Origin of the sequence: Caproicibacter sp. BJN0012 (genome assembly GCF_035986805.1) — a bacterium.
In the GTDB taxonomy this organism is placed as follows: domain Bacteria; phylum Bacillota; class Clostridia; order Oscillospirales; family Acutalibacteraceae; genus Caproicibacter.
In genome coordinates this window covers 1,688,325-1,709,139 of sequence record NZ_CP142518.1, presented here as the reverse complement: position 1 = coordinate 1,709,139, position 20,815 = coordinate 1,688,325, and the positions used below count along the sequence as shown (strand labels likewise).

18 protein-coding genes are annotated in these 20,815 nt (G+C 55.1%); 5 read left to right on the top strand and 13 right to left on the bottom strand.

The window, feature by feature from the left end; all coding sequences use genetic code 11:
* Positions 1-31: 31 nt before the first annotated feature.
* From alaS to thyX, 10 genes are all read right to left on the bottom strand, one after another.
* The gene (gene alaS, locus VA597_RS08230; protein ID WP_128742310.1) at positions 32-2,671 is read right to left on the bottom strand and encodes an alanine--tRNA ligase; all 2,640 of its coding nucleotides are present in this window, start codon (positions 2,669-2,671) and stop codon (positions 32-34) included.
* Positions 2,672-3,012: 341 nt separating this feature from the next.
* Complete coding sequence (locus VA597_RS08225; protein ID WP_164919000.1) at positions 3,013-4,611, bottom strand: peptidoglycan D,D-transpeptidase FtsI family protein; 1,599 nt, start codon at positions 4,609-4,611, stop codon at positions 3,013-3,015.
* 45 nt (positions 4,612-4,656) lie between these two features.
* Entirely contained in the window at positions 4,657-5,889 is a 1,233-nt protein-coding gene (locus tag VA597_RS08220) for a peptidase U32 family protein (protein ID WP_128742308.1), read from the bottom strand.
* Positions 5,886-7,187, bottom strand: coding sequence for an endolytic transglycosylase MltG (gene mltG, locus VA597_RS08215; RefSeq protein ID WP_128742307.1), 1,302 nt, complete (start codon positions 7,185-7,187; stop codon positions 5,886-5,888). The genes VA597_RS08220 and mltG overlap by 4 nt, the downstream gene beginning before the upstream one ends.
* A gap of 21 nt (positions 7,188-7,208) precedes the next feature.
* Positions 7,209-7,802, bottom strand: coding sequence for a 5-formyltetrahydrofolate cyclo-ligase (locus VA597_RS08210; protein WP_243112698.1), 594 nt, complete (start codon positions 7,800-7,802; stop codon positions 7,209-7,211).
* On the bottom strand, positions 7,799-8,338 hold the full coding sequence (locus VA597_RS08205; RefSeq protein WP_128742305.1) for a DJ-1 family glyoxalase III: 540 nt from the start codon (positions 8,336-8,338) through the stop codon (positions 7,799-7,801). Before VA597_RS08205 ends, VA597_RS08210 begins: the two co-directional genes overlap by 4 nt.
* 27 nt (positions 8,339-8,365) lie before the next feature.
* Positions 8,366-9,238, bottom strand: coding sequence for a GNAT family N-acetyltransferase (locus VA597_RS08200; RefSeq protein ID WP_128742304.1), 873 nt, complete (start codon positions 9,236-9,238; stop codon positions 8,366-8,368).
* A complete protein-coding gene (locus VA597_RS08195; protein ID WP_128742303.1) occupies positions 9,235-10,149 on the bottom strand; it encodes a DUF2156 domain-containing protein in 915 nt (304 codons plus the stop codon). The genes VA597_RS08200 and VA597_RS08195 overlap by 4 nt, the downstream gene beginning before the upstream one ends.
* Complete coding sequence (locus tag VA597_RS08190; protein ID WP_326975633.1) at positions 10,136-10,816, bottom strand: dTMP kinase; 681 nt, start codon at positions 10,814-10,816, stop codon at positions 10,136-10,138. The genes VA597_RS08195 and VA597_RS08190 overlap by 14 nt, the downstream gene beginning before the upstream one ends.
* The gene (gene thyX, locus VA597_RS08185; protein WP_128742302.1) at positions 10,813-11,583 is read right to left on the bottom strand and encodes an FAD-dependent thymidylate synthase; all 771 of its coding nucleotides are present in this window, start codon (positions 11,581-11,583) and stop codon (positions 10,813-10,815) included. The genes VA597_RS08190 and thyX overlap by 4 nt, the downstream gene beginning before the upstream one ends.
* Before the next feature lie 177 nt (positions 11,584-11,760).
* Between thyX and VA597_RS08180 the strand changes: the two genes are divergently transcribed.
* Together VA597_RS08180 and VA597_RS08175 are read left to right on the top strand one after the other, a co-directional pair.
* Positions 11,761-11,979 (top strand): YdeI/OmpD-associated family protein, encoded by a 219-nt coding sequence (locus VA597_RS08180; protein ID WP_128742301.1) that lies wholly within the window; start codon positions 11,761-11,763, stop codon positions 11,977-11,979.
* 111 nt (positions 11,980-12,090) lie between these two features.
* Positions 12,091-12,936 (top strand): hypothetical protein, encoded by an 846-nt coding sequence (locus VA597_RS08175; protein ID WP_243112696.1) that lies wholly within the window; start codon positions 12,091-12,093, stop codon positions 12,934-12,936.
* Between the two features lie 62 nt (positions 12,937-12,998).
* Here the strand turns inward: VA597_RS08175 and VA597_RS08170 are convergent, their stop codons facing one another.
* The 3 genes from VA597_RS08170 to VA597_RS08160 all read right to left on the bottom strand — a co-directional run bounded on the left by VA597_RS08170 (position 12,999) and on the right by VA597_RS08160 (position 17,119).
* Positions 12,999-15,320: an ATP-dependent helicase gene (locus tag VA597_RS08170; protein ID WP_243112694.1), complete on the bottom strand. Its 2,322-nt coding sequence runs from the start codon at positions 15,318-15,320 to the stop codon at positions 12,999-13,001.
* 218 nt (positions 15,321-15,538) lie between these two features.
* Positions 15,539-16,684 (bottom strand): sodium ion-translocating decarboxylase subunit beta, encoded by a 1,146-nt coding sequence (locus VA597_RS08165; protein ID WP_205703213.1) that lies wholly within the window; start codon positions 16,682-16,684, stop codon positions 15,539-15,541.
* 33 nt (positions 16,685-16,717) lie between these two features.
* Complete coding sequence (locus VA597_RS08160) at positions 16,718-17,119, bottom strand: OadG family protein (RefSeq protein ID WP_164918999.1); 402 nt, start codon at positions 17,117-17,119, stop codon at positions 16,718-16,720.
* A gap of 210 nt (positions 17,120-17,329) precedes the next feature.
* Here VA597_RS08160 and VA597_RS08155 point away from each other — a divergent pair, with 210 nt between their 5' ends.
* The 3 genes from VA597_RS08155 to asnB all read left to right on the top strand — a co-directional run bounded on the left by VA597_RS08155 (position 17,330) and on the right by asnB (position 20,692).
* Positions 17,330-18,187, top strand: a complete 858-nt coding sequence (locus VA597_RS08155) for an AraC family transcriptional regulator (RefSeq protein ID WP_128742297.1) — start codon at positions 17,330-17,332, stop codon at positions 18,185-18,187.
* Positions 18,184-18,738 (top strand): DUF1836 domain-containing protein, encoded by a 555-nt coding sequence (locus VA597_RS08150; protein WP_128742296.1) that lies wholly within the window; start codon positions 18,184-18,186, stop codon positions 18,736-18,738. The genes VA597_RS08155 and VA597_RS08150 overlap by 4 nt, the downstream gene beginning before the upstream one ends.
* A gap of 100 nt (positions 18,739-18,838) precedes the next feature.
* Positions 18,839-20,692 carry an asparagine synthase (glutamine-hydrolyzing) gene (asnB, locus tag VA597_RS08145; RefSeq protein WP_326975632.1) on the top strand — a complete coding sequence of 618 codons (1,854 nt, stop codon included), beginning with the start codon at positions 18,839-18,841 and terminating at the stop codon, positions 20,690-20,692.
* Positions 20,693-20,815: the final 123 nt, after the last annotated feature.

The window sequence follows — 20,815 nt, the reverse complement described above, 5'->3', positions numbered from 1 at the left end:
TTGCATCAGATTCCGAAAATTTATTATAAACTTATTTTATCATATTGGCAACAATTTTTTGAGCCGCAGCCAACGCCTCGTCCAGCTTTTCCGGGTGTTTGGTGCCCGCCATGGCGCTGTCCGGCCTGCCTCCCCCGCCGCCTCCTGCGAGCGAGGCTACTTCCTTCACGATCTTTCCGGCGTGGGCGCCTTTTTTCTGCGCCTCCGGCGCGCAGGCGACGGCGATGTTGGCCCTGCCGTTCTCCGCCCCCGCCAGCACGGCGACCAGATCGGGCGCGTGTTCCTTGACGCGGTCGCACATCAGGCGGAGGGCTTCCGCGTCCGCGCCTTCCAGCTTTGCCGTGATGAGCCGCACGCCCCCTATATCTTTCGCGCCCGCGAACAGGCTTTCCATCCGCATCGACGCCAGCTTGCCGTTCAGCGATTCGATCTCGCGGTCCTTCTCCTTGAGCTCCGAGGCGACCTGCTCCGCCCTCTGAGCGAGTTCGGCCGGATTATTCACTTTCAGCGCCGCTGCGGCCCGACGCAGCCCGCCCTCCGTCTCATCGAGATACGCGAGGACATTCGTGCCCGTCACGGCCTCGATGCGGCGTACGCCCGCCGCAATGCCGCTTTCCGAAATGATCTTGAACAGCCCGATTTTCGCGGTGTTGTCCATATGGGTGCCGCCGCAGAACTCGCGGGAGAAATCCCCGGCGGAAACCACTCGGACGACGTTCCCGTATTTTTCGCCGAACAGCGCCATCGCACCGAGCTTTTTCGCTTCCCCGATCGGCATCTCTCGGCAATCAACAGAAAGGCCGCTCAGAATTTCGCGGTTGACAAGAGCCTCGACCTGCCGCAGTTCTTCTCCGGTCAGTGCCGAGAAATGTGTGAAGTCGAACCGGACGCGGTGTTCGTCGACCAACTGGCCCGCCTGCTCCACGTGCGTGCCGAGGACTCTTCGAAGCGCCGCCTGCAGCAGATGTGCGGACGTGTGATTGCGCATGACCGCCAGCCTGCGCTTTGCGTCCACCGATGTCTTGACCATATCGCCCACGTGGAGTTCCCCGGCCGTGACAACCGCACGATGCAAAAAATTCTTTGCACGGTTTTTCGTCGTGCCGGTCACCGTCAGGACCGCTCCGTCGGATTCCAGCGTGCCGGTGTCTCCCACCTGCCCGCCGCTTTCGGCATAGAAAGAGGTTTTATCAAGAATCACGGCGACCTCGTCCCCGGCCGTCGCGGATTCACAGGGCTCCCCGTCGCTCAGGATGGCGAGGACCCTTCCTTCCGTCTCCATGGTCTTGTAACCGGCAAATACCGTTTCCGGCACGCCGTCCAGAGCGTTATTCTCCCCCGCCCAGGCGTCCGCACCGGCGTTTTTGCGCGCCGCGCGCGCACGCTCCTTCTGCTCGCTCATCAGGCGGGCAAACTCTTCCTCATCCACCGCCAAGCCGCGCTCCGCCGCGATTTCCTTGGTCAGGTCGATTGGGAACCCGTAGGTGTCGCTGAGCAGGAACGCCTCCGCGCCGGAGAAAACTTTGCTTCCGGCTTTGACCGTTTCATCCAGATACCCGTTTACCAGAGAAAGGCCCTGGTCGACGGTCTTGGAGAAGCTCTCCTCCTCGACGCGCAGAAGCTTTACGATCATGTCGCGTTTTTCGGCAAGTTCCGGATACGCGCCACAGTTTTCCGCAATGACGGTGTCCGCCACCTGCCACAGGAACGTGTCATGAACGCCAAGTAAACGGCCGTGCCGCGCCGCCCTGCGCAGCAAACGGCGAAGAACATAGCCGCGCCCCTCATTCGACGGCATCACGCCGTCGCCGATCATGAACACCGTGCTGCGGATATGGTCGGTAATAACCCGCAGGGAAACATCCTTTTTCTGGTCGTCTCCGTAATTCACACCCGTTATTTTGCAGATATGCTTCATGATATTCTGAACGGTGTCGACCAGAAACAGATTATCCACTCCCTGCATGATGCAGGCCAGACGCTCGAGGCCCATGCCGGTGTCGATGTTCGGATGTTCCATCGGCGGATAATTGCCCTTTCCGTCGCTGTCGAACTGGGAAAACACAACATTCCAGAACTCGACATACCGGTCGCAGTCACAGCCGACGCCGCAGGTCGGCTTGCCGCAGCCGTACTGCTCGCCGCGGTCGAAATAGATTTCGGAGCAGGGGCCGCACGGACCGGAACCGTGTTCCCAGAAGTTGTCCTCCTTGCCGAGCCGGACGATATGCTTCGGGTCGACGCCCACCTCGTTGACCCAGATGTCATACGCCTCGTCGTCGTCGAGGTAGATCGTCACCCAGAGTTTGTCGACCGGCAGTTCGAGCACCTTCGTGCAGAATTCCCACGCCCACGGGATCGCCTCATGCTTGAAATAGTCTCCGAAGGAAAAGTTGCCCAGCATTTCAAAAAAGGTACCGTGCCGCGCCGTGATTCCGACGCGCTCGATGTCCGGCGTGCGGATGCATTTTTGACAGGTCGTCACGCGCTTGCGCGGAGGCGTCACCTCTCCGGTGAAATACTTTTTCATCGGTGCCATGCCGGAATTGATCAGAAGCAGGCTGTTGTCATCTTTGGGAATCAGCGGAAAGCTGGGGAGCCGCAGATGTCCCTTCGATTCAAAATACGATAGAAAAATTTCACGCAGTTCATTTAATCCTGTCCATTTCATATTCTAAGAATCTCCATTCGTCTAAAATCGGCGATCATTGCAAAAAAATAGACTTCCCCGCCCCCATGGGACGGAAAAATCCGTGGTACCACCCAAATTGCGCCCATCGAGGGACGCCTCTTTCGCTTCCTTAACGCGGAAAAACGCCGCGGTTCCCCGCCGCGGAGCTCCGGGCCGGCTAAACGCATCCTTTCCGCGGAAATCTTCCAGCCTCGGATTTCCTCTCTGACGCGGACCGGTCTGCATTTTCTGCCCTTCGTCGCCGTTCAGTTGTTACTGCTGCAATATATTTGATTATAATCCGTTTTCCCGCAATTGTCAATCCGCCTTTTTAGCGGCAATCAGCCGATGACCTGATACAGTTCGTCCGCAATTTCTTTGAAAGCCGGCCCGCAGGTCCGGCCTCCGCCGTCTCCGCCCTCCTCGAAAATGGTGACGACGTACCGCGGATCATCGTACGGGAAAAAGCCCGTGAACCAGGATTCCACCAGCTCTGTTCCATCGACATATTTTCCGGTCTGCGCCGTTGCGGTTTTCGCTCCCGCTCCGCCTTTGTCCGGCTTTCCCTCCTTGCTGGTCCCCCCTTCGATGGAAGCCTGCATAAATTCTCTCAGAAGCCGGGCGGTGTTTTCCGACATCACCCTCGTTCCCTGCTGGCGCTGAGCGCGATCGGTGTATTCCAGCTTTTCGTCGACGGTTCCATCATACAGGTTCGGTGAGACAAACAGGCCGCCGGAAGCGATCGCATTGGTCATTGCGGCGACTTGCAGCGGCGTCGCGGTCAGTTCTCCCTGCCCGAATGAAAAATTTGCGAGCGCCCGTGGAATGCTCAGGCTTTTCAGCGTCGGCAGAACTCCCGTATCGGAGGAAAGGCCGGGCGCGAGCTGAAACGACTGTCCGAATCCAAGAGAGTGGGCCATATTGAGAAAATTTTGCTGCGGGACCTGCTGCATTAGGCTTACAAAATACGTGTTGCAGGAATTTGCGATGGCCTTCTTCATATTTTCCGCTCCATGACTTTCCGAATTATAGCAATGGAAAATCCCGCCGTCCACATTGATCCCCCCGGTGCAGGTGTAGGTGTAATCGGGGGAAATCCCGTATTCAAGGGCCGCCGCAGCCGCGGCGAGCTTGAAAACGGAACCGACGCTGTAAGCCGACACCGCGCGGTTCAGCAGCGGAGAATCCTTCTCTTTCAGGACGGAGGCGACGTCATTCTGATCGTAGGAAGGCCGGCTGGCCATCGCGCGGATCTCGCCCGTAGGGACTTCCATGATCACAATCGCGCCCTTGGTCAGGTATCGGTCCGCGGCCTGTTCCGCGACTGTCTGAACGTATTTGTCCAATGTCAGGGATACCCCGCTTTTCCCAAGAGCGGTCGTATCGCTGACCTGCTTCTCTTCACCGGCCAGAACACGGTTGAGTGCATCGACCTTATAGGTCACGGTGATCCGCCCTTTGTTGCCGCCAAGGAGAGAGTCATACGCTTTTTCAATTCCGGCGGCGCCTTTTCCCGAACCATCCAGATACCCCAAAATATGAACCGCCATTCCGGAATTGGAATACCGTTCCTGCACGGTGAAAACGTCGATTCCCTCCTGCTTGGTTTTCGAGGGAAGCTGCAGTGTAAAAGGCCGTCCGGCGCTCAGCGTATCATAAAGGCTTTCCATCCGGGCAGCCGGAAGAATGCGGCCGAGCGCCGCCGTCGTTTCAATTCCCGGAACTACGGCGGCGACATATTTTTGTTCTGTCCCGGTCAGGGCGGAAAGGTTGCAGTCATAGATCGTCCCCCGCGTGGCCGCCACCGTTAGTTTGTAATCGGACTGCCTTTCCGCCGTCTGCGCGAGCTCCGTCCCGTTCGAAATCCGATAGACCATCAGAACGGTCAGAAACATCCCCAGCATCAGAACGGAGAAAAATGCAATGGTGCGCTTTCCCATAAAGGATCCCTCCATCTAGGCTATCTTTGCCAGTGGAGGGATTTTTTAATCATGATTTATTTTTCTGCGGAAGATCGATCCGGGCGGAATTTCCCGGACCGTTTCGAGCAGGACCGTCATCGCGGCGTGGTTCACGGTCTCAAGCGGCTCGCCGGTCTCGTCGAAAATGCGGTCCATCCTGAGAGAATACGGTTCCGCGCCGGGTTCCAGCACGTCGGCCTCGTCGCCGCGAAAAAAGCGGTTTCGCTGGGAAAGGACGGCACGGGTCCCGGTGCGGCCCGTGCAGACCGCGATCTCCTCATAGCTGCGCACATATCCCCCGTTTTCCAGAACCTGCCCGGGCTCGCCGCCCAAATAGAAGCCGGTGCTGTAGGCGCGGTGGCTGACCTTTTCCAATTCCTGCGGGATCCACGCGGGCAGCTGGTCTCCGGAATGTTGCTCAAAGAAATCGATCGCGTGCCGGTAGGCATTTGTAACGACAGCCGCATAATAGGCCGATTTGGCGCGCCCCTCGATTTTGAACGAGCCGACGCCGGCATCGGACAGTTCCGGAAGATGCTCCAGCATATTCATATCTCTGGAGTTGAGGAGATAGGTTCCGTCCCCGTCCTCCGAAATCGGGAAATACTGGCCTGGCCGTTTCTCCTCCGTGAGGGCATACTTCCATCGGCATGGCTGCGCGCAGTCGCCCCGGTTGGCGTCGCGGCCGGTCAGGTAGCTGGAAAGCAGACACCTCCCCGAGAAAGAGACGCACATGGAGCCGTGCACAAAAGCCTCCAGTTCCAGGTTCTTTGGAGTATTTGCCCTGATTTCCGCAATTTCCGGAAGGCTGAGCTCGCGGGCCAGAACAATCCGTTTTGCGCCCAGCTCATAGAACGCATTCGCGGCTTCACGGTTGACAACTCCCGCCTGCGTGGAAATATGCACCGGCAGGTCCGGCGCACAGCGCCGGGCCAGGCGAAGGACGCCGAGGTCCGTCAGAATCAGCGCATCCACTCCCGCTTCGACGGCCATCCGGAAAAAATCCGGCAAACGCTTCAGTTCGTCATTGTGAGCGATGGCATTGCAGGTCAGATATACCTTCACGCCCGCGCCGTGAGCATAGAGGACGGCCGATGCGAGTTCGTCCTCTCCGAAGTTCGGAGAGGCGGTCCGCATGCCGAATTCTTTGCCGGCCAGGTAGACCGCGTCGGCGCCGAACCTCACCGCCGCTTCCAGCCGCTCCCTGTCCCCCGCGGGAGCCAGAAGCTCCGGGCTTCCTGTTTTTTGCGCGGTCATCGCAGGCCCGCTTTCTTCAGGTTCGCCTGATGCTGACTCGCCGTCTTGGCATAATAGGCTTTTCCGTCCGCATCGTGACAAAAATAATAGTAGCCGGTGGAAGACGGATTCAGCGCGGCGTCAATCGCGTCCATTCCCGGATTGCAGATCGGTCCGGGCGGAAGGCCCTCGATGGTATAGGTGTCGTATTTGCTTTGATAGGTGCCGCGGATATTTTCAGGAACCAGGGATTTCTTGCGGTAAGGATAATACGTCGTCGGGTCGGAATCCAGATGCATCAGTTCGGACTTTTGGCTCTTCAGGCGGTTGTGAAACACGCTGGAAACCTTGTACATATCGTCCTTGTCGGCGGCTTCCGCCTGGATCATGGAGGCGAGCGTCAGCATCTGATCCAGCGTCATGCCTTCGTCCGAGGCCTTCTCCCGAATCTGTTTCGTCAATTTGCGGTTGCAGTTGCTGACCAGCTTCGTGATTGCCTGCTCCGGATTCTCATTTTTAAAAAACTCATAAGTATCCGGGAACAGATATCCCTCAAGCTGATAATAGCGGTCCGACGCATTCGTGATCTGCTGAAGCATATCGAAATTCTCATTGAGGCTGTCGCTGTTGAAGACCGCCTCCGCATCCTTTTCAGAACACACTCCGTTCTGCCGCAGCAGTTCGGCTACCTCCAGCGCGTTCATGCCCTCGCGGAACGTCAGCTTTATGGTATCCACCCGATTGGCATTGGACTGAATCGAAGTGATCAGGGCTTCATAATCCATATCGGTCCGCACCTGAAAACTGCCGCCGCTGAACTGCTCCGGGGCTTTCGTCAGCGCGGCATAGAGCAGGAAAAAATCCTCGTCGCGGATCACCCCGTCCTGATAAAGCGCCTGCGCAACCTGATGCGGTGTCGCTTTCTGCGGAATATCGACCGTCACGTCAAGGCTCTCCCTTCCGATCGCCAGCATATCGTTGACGCCCGCAACCAGATAACGCGCAAGAAGGAGAGAGACAAACAGAACCATGATAAACCATACAAGCCGGAAAAAGTGCCTGTTTTTGCCGCCCTTTTCACGGTTCCGCAGCCGATGAAGTTCCGCGGCCCTCTGCTGGGCAGAGGGCTGCTCGTTTTCGCCTTCTCTGACATCGCTGTAGCTGTTGATTACGGAGTCGGAATCAGGCTGCCTTGCGGAACCTCCGCTGTATATCTCCTCCTCAGGCAATTCCTCCTCTCCGCCTTCGTTCATCCGGAGGCGAAAATTTTCGACTTTTTCTTTGTGCATGCGCTCGGCCAGATGCTCATCATCGTTCATATCTTTCCTCCTTTCCCTGAATCAGATCCTTTTTTCTGCCATCCTTCGAACGTATTTTTCTGTTATGAGAATGTCGACCGGTCTGTCGTAATATCCGTGCGGAAGGTCCAGCTTCACGCAGCCGGCATAGCAAAGGCCGACGGTCATCCCTTTAAATTCCGACAGAAACCGGTCGTAATATCCTTTGCCGTACCCAAGGCGGTACCCCTGGGAATCGAAACTGAAACCGGGAACAATGCAGATGCTGTTCCCGGAGGGTTCCACCGCCGGCCCGCTGTTTTCCGGCACAGGCTCCATGACTCCATAGGCTCCGGCGGTCAGTTCCTCCAAAGAATGGATCTCATAAAATTTCATTCCGCATGTTTCGGGGAAACAGAGCGGGACCGCGACCTTCCTTCCGGAATCGATGACGGAACGGATCAGCCCGGTGGTATCAACTTCGATCGGCTTGCTGACATAAGTAAAAACTGTCCGCGCATTCTCATATTCCCTGAGAGAAAGGAACCGGCTGAGAATGGCCGCATCATGCTGTGACTTTTTTACCGGATTCATCCGCTCCCGGTATTGCCTGTACTGCGCGCGCAGATTTTTCTTTACTTCTTTAATATTCTTCACACACACTGAACCTTTTCTTTGATTTCGTCCGACTTCTGTTTTCCGAAAAGCACCTCCACCAGTTTCAAGCCGAAGAGAACCGCGACTCCCGCGCCGCGCGCAGTGATCAAATCACCGCTGACGCAAACGGGGTCCATTTTCACTTCGGCTCCGGTCAAGTCCTTTTCATACCCTGGAAAGCAAACGGCGCTGTGGCCGGAGAGCAGATCCATATGCCCCAGGATGGATGGAGCCGCACAGATGGCGGCGATCTTTTTTCCGTTCCGGGCGCAGTAGCTGACACTGGCTCTTACCATCGGCGAATTTTCCAGATTACGCGTTCCGGGCATCCCGCCCGGAAGAATCACCATTTCCATATTCTGCAGGTCAATCTCCCCGTCCTCCAAGTCCGCGGCCACTTCGATTCCATGAGAACCGGTGATCCTCTTACCGCCGACCCCGACGGTCTTTACCTCGGCGCCGGCACGGCGCAGCAGATCCAATGGAACAATCGCTTCCGTTTCTTCAAATCCTTGTGCAAGGAACAAATAAATCATGGGTACTCTTCCTCCCTAACCATATTGTCAATCCAGTGCAAGCCCCAGATAAGGGGCCGAAACGACGGGTTCTTCCAACTTGGTTCCGCCGATGGGCCGAAGCATTCCGCAGCGTTCCTCCGCCCCTTCCCCTGAAAAGAGCCCGCCGCCCGGCGGAAGACGAAATTCATAAGTCTCGGCCGGAAAACGTTCTAAAATCGCCGCGGCAAGTCCTGGAAAACCGCCCGGAACAGCGATTGCTTCCCGCACGGAGCAGGCTTTTCCATCGGTCCTTCTGCAAATCGCGTAAGATCGGCGCCCTTCCGATCCGGAACAGACCAGTTCGTCTCCATAAGTCGAACCGAACCCCATTGTGAAATGGAACCGCTCGTCGCTCCACAGAACGGATCCCTTTCGCCGTGAAAGGACCGAATTGCGGAGCCTGTTCAGCTCGGAAGAACACGCAAGGACTCTGCCGGGGGAAAGCTGGGAAGCCAGCTGCTCCAAGCGGGCCCGCACGACGGGTACGGACCGGATTTTATAATAGTCAAAATACCCGCAACGTTCATAAAATGAATAAAGCGGCTGGCTGGCCGGAAGGACAACGGAATATCTGTCGCCCCGATTTGCACCGTACAAAGCCGCGTAAGCCAAAAGCGAGGCCATGAATCCGCGGGAGCGAAAGGATGGAAGGGTTCCCGCCGCGAAAATATAGTGCGCCTGCACACCGTCCGGCGCAATGCGGGCGGGAAGCAGATAGACCGCGGCGGCAATCTGCCCGGATATCCGGTAGACCAGACAGTCCTCCGGGCGGAAGCAGTTATTCATAAAATAGTTCGGATACCGCCTGGGCTCATGAAAACAGATTTGCCAGAGTCCGATGAGTTCCGAGCGCATATCCCATCCGGCCGGTCCGATCATTTTTCCGCATCCCCGTTTTCATCCGCAAGAGTCACCCGATATCTGTCCAGCAGAATCACCGGATGATAGGAAAGCTTCGCTTTTCTCAAGCCTTCAATTCCCATGTCCTCTTCCCGGTTAATCAGTTCATAGCCTTCCAGGTGCCTCGCGGCATACTCATGGTTGATGACGGCGTAAAGGCCGTCATATCCGTCCAGCGCTTTTTCGAAGTGAAGAAGGTAAATCTTCGGATTGATTTCTTCCCCGATCGTAAAGGCGGCAGGTTTTCCCTCCACCCGAATTAGACCGCCGGTAAGGTGAAGCTCGTCAAAGTAGTTCAACGCACGGCTGATCGCGCAAGGTTCGCTTGCGAACCCGTTTTTATCACGGCAGCCGCCATGCGCCTCGCACCACTGTTTTGCCACAGAACGGCAGTCCTCCCTGTTTTCACGGGTAAGGTCCTCGTAGCTCCAACTGTATTTTCGGTCAAACTGGGCGATGTGATTCCGTTTGCCATGGAATTTTCTCCCAGACAAGCGGATCAGATCCTCCGATCGATAAATATAGTCGGAACCGTTCCGATCCATTTCAAACCGGAACCGGCCGGGAAACAGCCGTTCCAGTTCTTCTGTTTGCTCCCGGGTTGCCCCCCAAAGCTGAAAGGGATGTCCTCTTTCGGCCGCGTCGGCGATCATCATTTCCATCAGATCCGCAAACCGGTCCTTCTCACACAGGGGCATATTGTAGGTGTGCAGCGGGCCGCTGAAACAGAACAGCGTACCGTCCTGAACACGGCAGACTTTAGAATAGTAAGTATTCTTCCAGATAAACAGCGTGCCAAAGGCCCATTCGCTGCCCAATTTCCCGCTGGCGGAAAGCTCCGGGGAAAGCCATTCCCTGTCCGCCAGTTCAGGAAAGTCAAAATTGATCATGAAATTCCTCCAAGACGATTCTCAGTATTTCCTTATGGATCTCTTCCCGTTTTCTGGGGCTTCCTCCGCTTTCGCAAGCAACTGTTTTCCAGCCGAGGAGCTGAGCTGCATAATCCGCGCTTTTCCTGCAGGCCGACAGATATTCGATATTGCTTTCATGTATATCTTTCTTTTTCGCGTCACCATGGTAACGCTCGTCCAAAAGCTTCTGCGAAATTTCAGGGGGAAGTTCCAGATAAATGGTCAGATCCGGCCTGGGAAGCCCGAGCTTCCCATACTCAAAATCCTGTACCCATTCCATATAGCTTTTCCATTCTTTTCCGGGAAGCTTCGGGAGCTGATAAATGATATTTGAAGTCGTATAACGGTCCGCCACAATGAGCGTTCCGCTCAAATATTCCTCTTTCCAATCGCGGGTAAAGCTGGAAAAACGGTCGACCGCGAAAAAGGAAGACGCAGCGTACGCATTGACGTTCTGCGGCGTTCCGCCGAATTCACCATTCAGATACATCCTGACCAGTGCGGACGATTCAGCGGCATAATCCGGAAAAGAAACCCGCCGCAGTCTGATTCCCCGGCGCTCCAGCTCTTTACAAAGCAGTTTCGTCTGGGTGGCTTTGCCGCTGCCGTCCAGACCGTCGATCGTTATGAGGCGGCCGTTCATCATTCTTCCCCCAGATTTGCGAAAAACTCCCGCACTTCCCCGGCCTTGCCGCAGGACATCTTCCCCTCCGCACACGCGCCCCTGACACACGGCGGACCGGCCTTTTCAAAAAGCGCCGGCGCCGCTTTCCGGGCAAGGCGGAGCATCTGAACCGCGACTTCCCTTATTTCCCACTGCGCGCGGTTGCAGCAGCGCAGAGAAAAGAAATGGTTCAGGGAACGCGCATCGAACGTGCAGATCATTTTTGTTTCGCAGGCATTCGGGAGAACAAATCGCGCGTCCTCGTTTGCCAGCTTCCGGGCCGCCGACTTCGCTTTCTTTTCCGGCATTCCGGATTCCATCAGCCGGTTTTTATGCTTTTTCAGCAGCAGCTCGGAAATTGCTTCGTACCTCCTGCGGTCGTCCTCCATCGCGGCAAGAAACTCTTCCCTGGCCTTCGGAATCGCATCAATCTCAGGCGGAATGACAAATTCAAAATTTTTTTCGTTGACATACCGCTGGCTTTTCACGCTGTAAGATGCAATCCTGTGCCTGGTGATCTGCGCGAGGAACGACCTGGAGACCCCTTCGATTCCGAATGTGAAGGACGCGTGCTCGGTGGGGCTGTCATGCCCCATTCCCGCAAGCATCTCCACCATAGACGCCGTTTTTTCCGGTGTCAGGCTGTCCTGTATCTCCTCGATGGAAGCCGAGGAATAACAAAGCCTGGCCGCCCGGGCAACCAGCTGATCCGGATCGGGCGTGTATGTGATTAATGTAACTTTTGCCATTTTTTTCAACTCTTAATCATAGATTTCGATCCGGCTTATTATAACAAAATATGATTCCCGATGCAACTTTTTTCAGTTCTCGCAGGAGAAATCTGACAAATTTTAACAAAAAAATTTTCGTATCGCCACAGACCGTTCCTGCAACAATAATAGAAAATACAAACAGGAGGGATTTAAATGGGTGAAAACAAAACTGGCGCCGATATGCCGATCGGCCTGATGATGTCTTTGGCGCGGCACCAAAACGCAATGAAAAACTTCGCCCTTCTCGGCGACGAGGGACAAAAATCCGTGATTCAGTACGTACAGGATTCCGTCACCGGCGAAGAGGCGAAAAGCCGCATTCAAAACGCCGTCAGAAACCTGGAACAGGGCAACAGCGGATTTCTTGGTTAATTCAGCTGTAAATCCAATTATCCATAAAAGAATTCCTGTAACACAATGAAATCGCCGCCATAAAATGTTATAGAGATACAAGGTTCCAATTTGTGTTAGGAGGATGATTTTATGGATAGAAACAATACGGATCCGGCTGTAGCAGCTCAGAATACGCAAAGCAATCCGAACAGCAGAAGTACAGGAAACATCAAAGAAGCCGTCTGCATTGACGCGGCGCGGGTATATGATTCCTGCAGTTCAAAAGAGTACCTGGAGGATATGAGAGTCTTTTTCACTCCCGACAAGCATGACCTGATCGAGCACGCATGCAACGTGCGAATCCGGAGCGCCGAAGTCATCAAGGTATTTCTCCACCTGGAGCCCGTTCCGTTCAATCAGGGGTTTTACGCCGTAGACCTGAACTTCTTCTTCGATGTCTGCCTGGACGTATTCCTGCCTCAGTCCGCCTGCCCGAATGTTCTGCATGGCGTATGCCTTGCAAACAAGCGCGTGATCCTGTTCGGCAGCGACGGCAATGTGAAAACCTTTGAATCCGGCTGCAGCGCAGATCCTGACGTTGAAGTGACAACGGGCAAAGTGCTCCCGAAAGCCGTCTGCAGAGTCTCCGAGCCGATCGGACTCTCCGCAAAGATCTGCGACCGCCCGCCGCAAGGCTGCGACGTGTGCAGCGGAATTCCTGAAAGCATCAGCGCCCTGTACGGAGCGGAGTTCGATTTTGGATGCAGTCACGCCATTTATGCGACGATCGGTCTGTTTACCATCACTCAGCTGGTCCGTGACATCCCGATGCTGATCCCATCCTACGAATTCTGCATTCCGGAACAGGAATGCCAGCCTACATCCGACAGTCCGCGCGAGATGTTCCGCCGCATTGAATTTCCTGCCGAAGACTTTTTCCCGCCCAAGGTCAGCGATATCTCCAGCGATAAAGGCAAGAGCGGAGAGAACGCATAACAAAAGTCCCCGTCTGATGTTTCCTTCAGGCGGGGATTTTTATGGAAGGGATGCCTGAGCACCTATTCCAATTTTTCCAGGCGGGCAAAATTCGCCATCAGCTTTTTTGTCCCGGCCTTGTCAAATGCAATCTCCAGCAACGTGTCATTTCCCACGGCGGAAGCGGAAAGGATCACTCCTGTCCCGAATGTCTTATGAACAACTCCGTCGCCGGCCCGGAAGACAAGCTTCGCCGCCGGGGCCGGCTGAAAGGCCGGCCTGAAATTGCGCGCAGCAGTCGTAGTGACCGCCCTGGCTTCCCTTGCCGAAGTCGGAACGGCAATCCCCGGCTTCGGTTTTTGCCAATCCCTGGAGCGGCTTCTCTCCGTCAGATCCTCCGGGATTTCCTTTAAAAAACGCGACGGAAGGTTGTGGAGACTGCTCCCGAACAGCATCCTGTATTCTGAATTCAGGATGTAGAGCTCTTCCCTGGCCCGCGTAATGGCAACATAAGCAAGCCTGCGTTCTTCTTCAATCTCCCCCGGATTGTACAGCACCTGCATTCCGGGAAAAATCCCCTCTTCAAAGCCGGGCAGGAAAACGACCGGAAATTCCAATCCCTTCGCCGAATGCATGGTCATCAGGACGGCAGAATCGGAGGAGCCGTCATAATTGTCGATATCCGTCAGCAGCGAAACTTCCTCCAGGAATCCGGAAAGGCTCGATTCCTCTCCGTTGTCCTCCTCATATTTGATCAGGTTGGTCGACAGTTCCCGCACGTTGTCGGCGCGGTCCTGCGCGTCTTCCTCCCCGGAAATCATCAGCGCGTCAAGATATCCGGTCTTTTGGAGAAGCTGCCGGTACAGCTCCCCCAGCCCGACCGTTTCGTCCGAAGCCAGGTCGGACAATTCCTGTATCATTTTTGCGAAAGCAAGAAGCTTTGGGGCCGCGCGCCGAAGCGGCTCGAATTCGTCCGCGCGGCTGATAACCGAAAACAGGCTCTCCCCCAACTGAGCGGCTATTTCCGCGGTCTGCGCGATGGTCTTGTCCCCGATCGACCGTTTCGGCCGGTTGAGAATGCGCTGAAGCCTGACCTCGTCGTCCGGATTGTTGATGACATTCAGGTACGCGATCATATCCCGGATTTCCCGGCGGTCGTAGAAGCGCTGCCCTCCGATGATCCGGTACCGGATTCCCGACTTGGAAAAAATTTTCTCCAGAGCATTCGATTGCGTGTTCATGCGGTACAGAACGGCAAAATCCGAAAATTTTCGTCCGGCGGCCACCCCTTCCAGAATCCGGTCCGCTATGTAGGAGGCTTCGTCCTGTTCGCTGGAAGCAGTCCTGACCTGAATTTTCCGTCCCGCCGGATTTTCCGTCCACAGAGTCTTTCCCTTCCGGTTTTCATTATTTGCGATCACTGCGTTCGCCGCGGCCAGAATCGTCTTGGTGGAACGGTAATTCTGTTCAAGACGGATGACCTTTGCGTGCGGAAACGATTTTTCAAAGCTCAGGATATTTTCAATCGTCGCCCCGCGGAATTGATAAATGCTCTGATCGTCGTCCCCCACCACGCAGAGGTTCCGGCTTTTTTCCGCCAGCATTTTGACGAAAACATACTGCGCATGGCTGGTGTCCTGGTACTCGTCCACCAGGACGTAGCGGAACCGGTTCTGGTAGTACTCCAAAACTTCCGGTTCCTGCCGGAACATCAAAATCGTATTGAAAATCAGATCGTCAAAGTCCATGGCATCCGAATTTTTCAGCGAGCTCTGATAAATCCGGTAGGCCGCGCCGATCTTTTCGGCCCGCTCGTCCCCTCCCGCGTCTCTGATATACTCTTCGGGACCGATCAAATTGTCCTTTGCGCGGGAAATTTCCGCGAGGATCGCCTTAAAGGAAAGCTTCTTGTCGTCGATGCCAAGTCTTTTCTGGCAGTCCTTCATCACTCTGCGGGAATCCTCGGTGTCATAGATGGTGAAATGCCTGGTAAAGCCCAGACATTCCCCGTTCCTGCGAAGCATGCGCGCGCAGGAAGAGTGGAAAGTGGAGGCCCAAACTTCCCCGCCGTCCTCGCCCAGCATGGCGCCCAGCCTGTTCTTCAGCTCTTCCGCCGCCTTGTTGGTGAACGTAATGGCGAGGATGCGCCAGGGGGGGCAGGGATCAGCCGCAAGCCTTTCGATGATCTGCCGGGGCAGTTCCCCTCTCCCTTCCAGAAAAAGTGAAATTTCCTTCTGCTCTTCTCCGGTCAGTTCAGGCTCCGTCGCGGACTCATAGGCGCTGCCGTAACGGACCAGGTTGGCGATCCGGTTCACCAGTACGGTTGTTTTCCCGCTCCCGGCTCCCGCCAAAATCAGAAGCGGACCGCTGACAGCGAAAACCGCTTCCTTTTGTTTCGCATTCATCCGGGAAAATTCTTTTTCGAGGACTCTTTTCCTTAATTCATTCCGTTCAGACATATACTCCACCGCCAGAAATTAAAATCGGGTCTGCCGCCCGTGTGCTTTCATTGTATCTTATTCTGCAAAAAAGTGCAAACCGCACCGTTCTGAAAACAGTGCCGGCAGAAAAAATCGCCCGCACGCATTGTGCGGGCGATTTCAAACATTAAAATTTATAAAATTCAGCCCAAAATACTGAGCAATACGCCCGCCGCCACCGCGGAGCCGATCACGCCTGCGACATTCGGACCCATCGCATGCATCAGAAGGAAATTGCCGGGATCCTCTTCCTGGCCGACTTTCTGGGTGACGCGCGCCGCCATGGGAACCGCGGAAACGCCCGCTGACCCGATCAGCGGATTGACCTTATACCCGCTCATGTGGCACATTAATTTGCCGAACAGCACGCCGCCGGCCGTCCCAACACCAAAGGCCAGCAGGCCGAGAATCACGATCTTGATCGTTCCCCAGGAAAGGAAAAGGGTACCGGTAGCGGTTGCGCCGACCGTAGTGCCGAGGAAAATCGTGATGATGTTCATCAGTTCATTCTGCGCAGTCTTGCTGATGCGTTCCACAACTCCGCTTTCCCGGAACAGATTGCCGAGCATCAGCATTCCAACCAGAGGAGCAGCATCGGGCAGCAGAAGGGAGATCAGGACTGTGACGATGATCGGGAACAGGACTTTCTCCAGTTTCGAAACCGGGCGAAGCTGTTCCATCCGCACGAGGCGTTCCTTTTTCGTCGTCAGGGCCTTCATGATCGGGGGCTGAATGATCGGGACCAGCGCCATGTAGGAATAAGCCGCCACCGCGATGGGGCCCAGAAGCTCCGGAGCCAATTTGGAAGTCACATAAATGGCCGTCGGACCGTCGGCGCCGCCGATAATCCCGATGGCACCCGCCTGTTTGGTGCTGAACCCAAGGAAGACCGCGCCGATGAAAGTTGTAAATATGCCGAGCTGAGCCGCCGCGCCGAGCAGAAAACTCTTCGGATTGGAAATCAGCGGGCCGAAATCCGTCATCGCGCCGATTCCAAGAAAGATCAGCGGCGGGTAAATTCCCAGCTTCACGCCGAGGTAAAGATAATAAAACAGTCCGCCGTTCTCCGAACCGGATGGTGCCGCCATGATGGCCGGATACAGATTGACCAGCAGCATGCCAAATGCAATCGGCAGCAGCAGGAGCGGTTCGAACTGCTTTTTCACCGCAAGATAAATTAAAACTCCGGCAATTGCAATCATAACGTAATTTCTTGGGTCGTTTTCGGCCAGACCTGAAGTCTGAAATATCTTTATAACGGATTTTACGAATTCATTGAATACAGTCACTTTAACAGCCCTTCCCTTTTCCCGTCTTGATGGCTAAAACGGCCGTGTATTTTCCAGCAGACCCGCGATCTTCCATGAAGACCGGCCAAAATCCGGCGCCGCCGCGCGGCGTACAGAGGAAACGACCCCGCCGGGGATCGCGCTGGAAGCCGCCGCCGCGAGCACCGCCAGCACCTCATCCGGAATTCCCTCACCGCCGGCCTGGATTCGCAGCGGCGATTCCCCCTCCGCTGGCTCCGCCGCCCGGACCGGCTCAAATTCTGGGAGCGGCCGCGCGTCCCGCAGCTGTTTTTGATCGTGTCTGGACTGGATTGAATGTACCGCATTGCCGTATCCCTTAATAATCAGCGTCAGGAAAATCAGCATCAAAAATACAACTACAAGTCCGGTGATCAAAACTGTCAGTGATATTTGCACTTCCTGTTGAACATTCATTCGCATATCCACTCCCAAATTTAAAGATTCCGACAAACACATTGGATGATTTTATAAGCACGCTATCTAATTATAACCAATCCCGTATTCGATTTCAATTGTATTTCGCCATTTTTTGATTTTTTATGTTTCATCATTTTCTGATTTTTATTGCATATCGGGCGGCTCGGAATTATAATATAAAGAAGAAAACCAAGGGAGGGCGGGAGCTTGGGAGAAGAGGAATTTCGCCGTTCGTTTCGCGACCCGTTCCACAACAGCCTTGGGCTTGCGGTATACAGCTGCGGTGTCCAACGCTGCGCCTCGTGCCATTCCTGGGGTCCCGCCGTGCGCGACCACTATTTGATTCACTATATTCTCTCCGGGCGCGGAACCTTTCGCTGCTCGGGAAAACAGCACCGGCTGTCCGTGGGGGACGGATTTCTCGTTGTGCCGTCTCAGCTTGTCTCCTACGCCGCGGACGGCAAGGAACCCTGGACCTACTGCTGGGTCGGATTCAACGGAAGCGATGCGAAACGCCTGATGGAACAGACGGGCCTTTTAGACCGCGAGCCGGTTTTCCATTATGAAGGCGACGACCGTCTGGAACGCCTGTTGACTGGCATCTGCAATTCTTCCGGTTCAAGTCCCAGCGAAGAAGCCCGCATGGAATCCGGGCTGCTTTTGTTTCTCGCCGAACTGATGGACCGGTTCGGAAAGCCCGCCCAGCCGCAGGACAACGGTTACGAATATGTAAAAAAGGCAATTAAATTCATCGATTACAATTATTCCGGCGACATCACGGTCAGCAGCATCGCGTCCAACGCGGGGATCAGCCGCAGCCATCTCTACCGCCTGTTCATGCGGCATATTTCCATGCCGCCGAACGAATACCTGATGCGCTACCGGGTCGGAAAAGCGGCGGAACTTTTAGCGGCGGGAGACCTGACGGTCGGAGAGACAGCCTATTCCACAGGATTCTCCGATCAGCTGTATTTTTCCAGGGTGTTCCGGCGGTATATGGGAATTCCTCCGAGCCGTTATGCCCTCGGCAGGGGAAAAAGTGTGGGAAAGGAGAAAAAGATATGAGCGAGGCTACCGACCGGATTCAGAAATGGGTCGGACAAATCGAAGAATCCAAGGCGGTGGAATGGGACCGGCTGCCGGAAATTTATCTTTATATGGACCAGGTGCTGACTTATATGAACAAACAGCTCAGCCTGTATGAAAGAGATGAGGGCACGAATCTTTTGACCTCCAGCATGATCAACAACTATGTCAAGGACGGGGTTCTTCCAAGGCCGGAGCAGAAGAAGTATTCCCGGGACCACTTGGCGATCCTGACCGTCATCTGCATGCTCAAACAGGTCCTTTCCATTCAGGACATCTCTCTACTGGTAAAGATCCTGCTGCTGAACGCCTCGCAAAGCGAAATATACGACCGGTTCTGCAGCGCTCAGACAGCCGCGATGAAAGAAGTCTGTGACCGCATCCGCTCCACATCGCAGAGCGAAGCGGATCTGACCCGGCTGGCCATCGAGCTGTCCGTCGAGGCGAACGCGCGGCGGACAGCGTCGGAACGGATTTTGAATGAACTTGCAAAAAGCGCTGAGGAAAAAACGGAGAAAAAGAAAAAGTAAATCTTACCCCGCATCTCAAACAGGTGCGGGGTTGTTTCTTTGAACCATAATTGCAATTTCACATAATATGGTAATGTAACTTCAAAGGAGGGGGTTCCATATGTGTGGGATTGCAGGTTTTTGTAATTACAGCGAAGATTTTACGGAAGAGGCCCCTTTTCTAGGTCAGCTTGTCAGGCGCATGGGAAATACGCTCCGGCACCGCGGACCCGATGAAAATGGGGTATTTGTTTCAAATCACGCGGCTTTCGCCCATCAAAGGCTTGCAGTCATTGATTTGGAGGGCGGCAAGCAGCCGATGACAGCCTATTCGGGCGGTTACCGATACACGATCGTTTACAATGGGGAACTTTACAACGGCGGTGAACTCCGCCGCGAGATGGAATCCGTGGGATATGTTTTCGAAACCACGAGCGACACGGAAGTGCTGCTCAAATGCTATATTCATTACGGTTCGGAATGCCCCAAAAAGCTGAACGGGATTTTTGCGTTCGCCGTCGACGACGAGAGACGGAACCGCTGTTTTCTCTGCCGGGACCGGTTCGGTGTCAAGCCTCTGTTCTATACGGTTTCCGGGGACCGCCTGGTCTTCGGATCGGAGGTCAAGGCCCTGCTCCAATACCCTGGGATCAATCCGGTCCTGGACCGTCAGGGGCTCTGCGAGATTCTTGGCATCGGCCCCGCGCGCACGGCGGGCACCGGCATTTTCAAGGATATCTTTGAGATCAAGCCCGGATATTCGGCGATCTATGACAGGGACGGATTTTCCACAAATCCATATTTCCAGCTGCAAAGCTATGAGCATCCCGACAGTTACGAAGACACTGTAAGCCACGTCCGCTATTTGGTCGAGGATGCGGTAACCCGGCAGCTCGTTTCCGACGTGCCGCTGTGCACGTTTCTCTCCGGCGGTCTGGACTCCAGCGTGATCACATCGATCGCCGCGCGCAGATACCGCGAGTCAGGGCAGATCCTTTCCACCTACTCCTTTGAATTTACGGGAAACGACCGGTATTTCAAGCCTTCCGCCTTCCAGCCGGATGCCGACGACCCCTGGGCGGCAAAAATGGCGGAGTACTGCGGGACGGACCACACCGTCCTGAAATGCGACAATTTAAGCCAGGCCGACAAGCTTTATGACGCCGTCGACGCAAAAGACATGCCGGGCATGGCAGACGTGGACTCCTCCCTCCTTCATTTTTGCAGACTGATTAAAAAGGAACATGTCGTGGCGGTCAGTGGGGAATGCGCCGATGAGATTTTCGGCGGCTACCCGTGGTTCCACAAAAAGGAAGCATTCGAGGGACACTGTTTCCCCTGGTCCCCCGATCTCTCCGTACGGACGGACCTGTTCAAGCCGGAAATCAACGACGCGCTCGATCTGGAGGCCTATGTCAACCAGCGCTATGAGGAATCCATCGCGGAAGTGCCCAAACTGGAGAACGAAAGCCCGCAGGAAGCGCGGCGCAGGGAAATCTCCTATCTGAATATCAAGTGGTTTATGAGCACCCTCCTGGACCGCAAAGACCGGATGAGCATGGCAAGCGGCCTGGAAGTCCGCGTTCCCTACGCGGACCACCGGATTGTGGAATATGTGTTCAACGCTCCCTGGAGTTACAAATGCCCGGACGGGGTCGTCAAGGGACTGCTGCGGGACGCCGCCCGCCCCTGGCTGCCGGAGGACGTGCGGATGCGCCGGAAAAGCCCTTACCCCAAAACGCATAATCCGGCCTATGAGCGCATTCTTCGCCGCAGGCTGGACCTCGTCATGAAAGACAGGGAGGAGCCCCTCAACACGCTGGTAAATCCAGCGGCCGTAGAGCGGATGCTTGCTGAAAAGTCCGATTACGGAAGACCCTGGTTCGGGCAGCTGATGGCGGGGCCGCAAATGATGGCCTATCTGCTGCAGATTAACTACTGGTTAAAAACATACGAGATAGAAATTGAGCTGTAAAGTACTTTTCCTTCTTTCTCAAGGCAGTGGGTCCAAGGCGAACCGGCTGGGATCCCATCAATGGACACAAAGCATTCAGGGGACAGTTTTCACTGTCCCCTGAATGCTTTGTTCATGCCCGTT

Coding starts and splice junctions, on each gene's coding strand:
- alaS (WP_128742310.1), bottom strand. CDS start 2,671: ATGAAATGGACAGGATTAAATGAACTGCGTGAAATTTTTCTATCGTAT.
- VA597_RS08225 (WP_164919000.1), bottom strand. CDS start 4,611: ATGGGAAAGCGCACCATTGCATTTTTCTCCGTTCTGATGCTGGGGATG.
- VA597_RS08220 (WP_128742308.1), bottom strand. CDS start 5,889: ATGACCGCGCAAAAAACAGGAAGCCCGGAGCTTCTGGCTCCCGCGGGG.
- mltG (WP_128742307.1), bottom strand. CDS start 7,187: ATGAACGATGATGAGCATCTGGCCGAGCGCATGCACAAAGAAAAAGTC.
- VA597_RS08205 (WP_128742305.1), bottom strand. CDS start 8,338: ATGATTTATTTGTTCCTTGCACAAGGATTTGAAGAAACGGAAGCGATT.
- VA597_RS08200 (WP_128742304.1), bottom strand. CDS start 9,238: ATGATCGGACCGGCCGGATGGGATATGCGCTCGGAACTCATCGGACTC.
- VA597_RS08195 (WP_128742303.1), bottom strand. CDS start 10,149: ATGATCAATTTTGACTTTCCTGAACTGGCGGACAGGGAATGGCTTTCC.
- VA597_RS08190 (WP_326975633.1), bottom strand. CDS start 10,816: ATGATGAACGGCCGCCTCATAACGATCGACGGTCTGGACGGCAGCGGC.
- thyX (WP_128742302.1), bottom strand. CDS start 11,583: ATGGCAAAAGTTACATTAATCACATACACGCCCGATCCGGATCAGCTG.
- VA597_RS08180 (WP_128742301.1), top strand. CDS start 11,761: ATGGGTGAAAACAAAACTGGCGCCGATATGCCGATCGGCCTGATGATG.
- VA597_RS08175 (WP_243112696.1), top strand. CDS start 12,091: ATGGATAGAAACAATACGGATCCGGCTGTAGCAGCTCAGAATACGCAA.
- VA597_RS08170 (WP_243112694.1), bottom strand. CDS start 15,320: ATGAATGCGAAACAAAAGGAAGCGGTTTTCGCTGTCAGCGGTCCGCTT.
- VA597_RS08160 (WP_164918999.1), bottom strand. CDS start 17,119: ATGAATGTTCAACAGGAAGTGCAAATATCACTGACAGTTTTGATCACC.
- VA597_RS08150 (WP_128742296.1), top strand. CDS start 18,184: ATGAGCGAGGCTACCGACCGGATTCAGAAATGGGTCGGACAAATCGAA.
- asnB (WP_326975632.1), top strand. CDS start 18,839: ATGTGTGGGATTGCAGGTTTTTGTAATTACAGCGAAGATTTTACGGAA.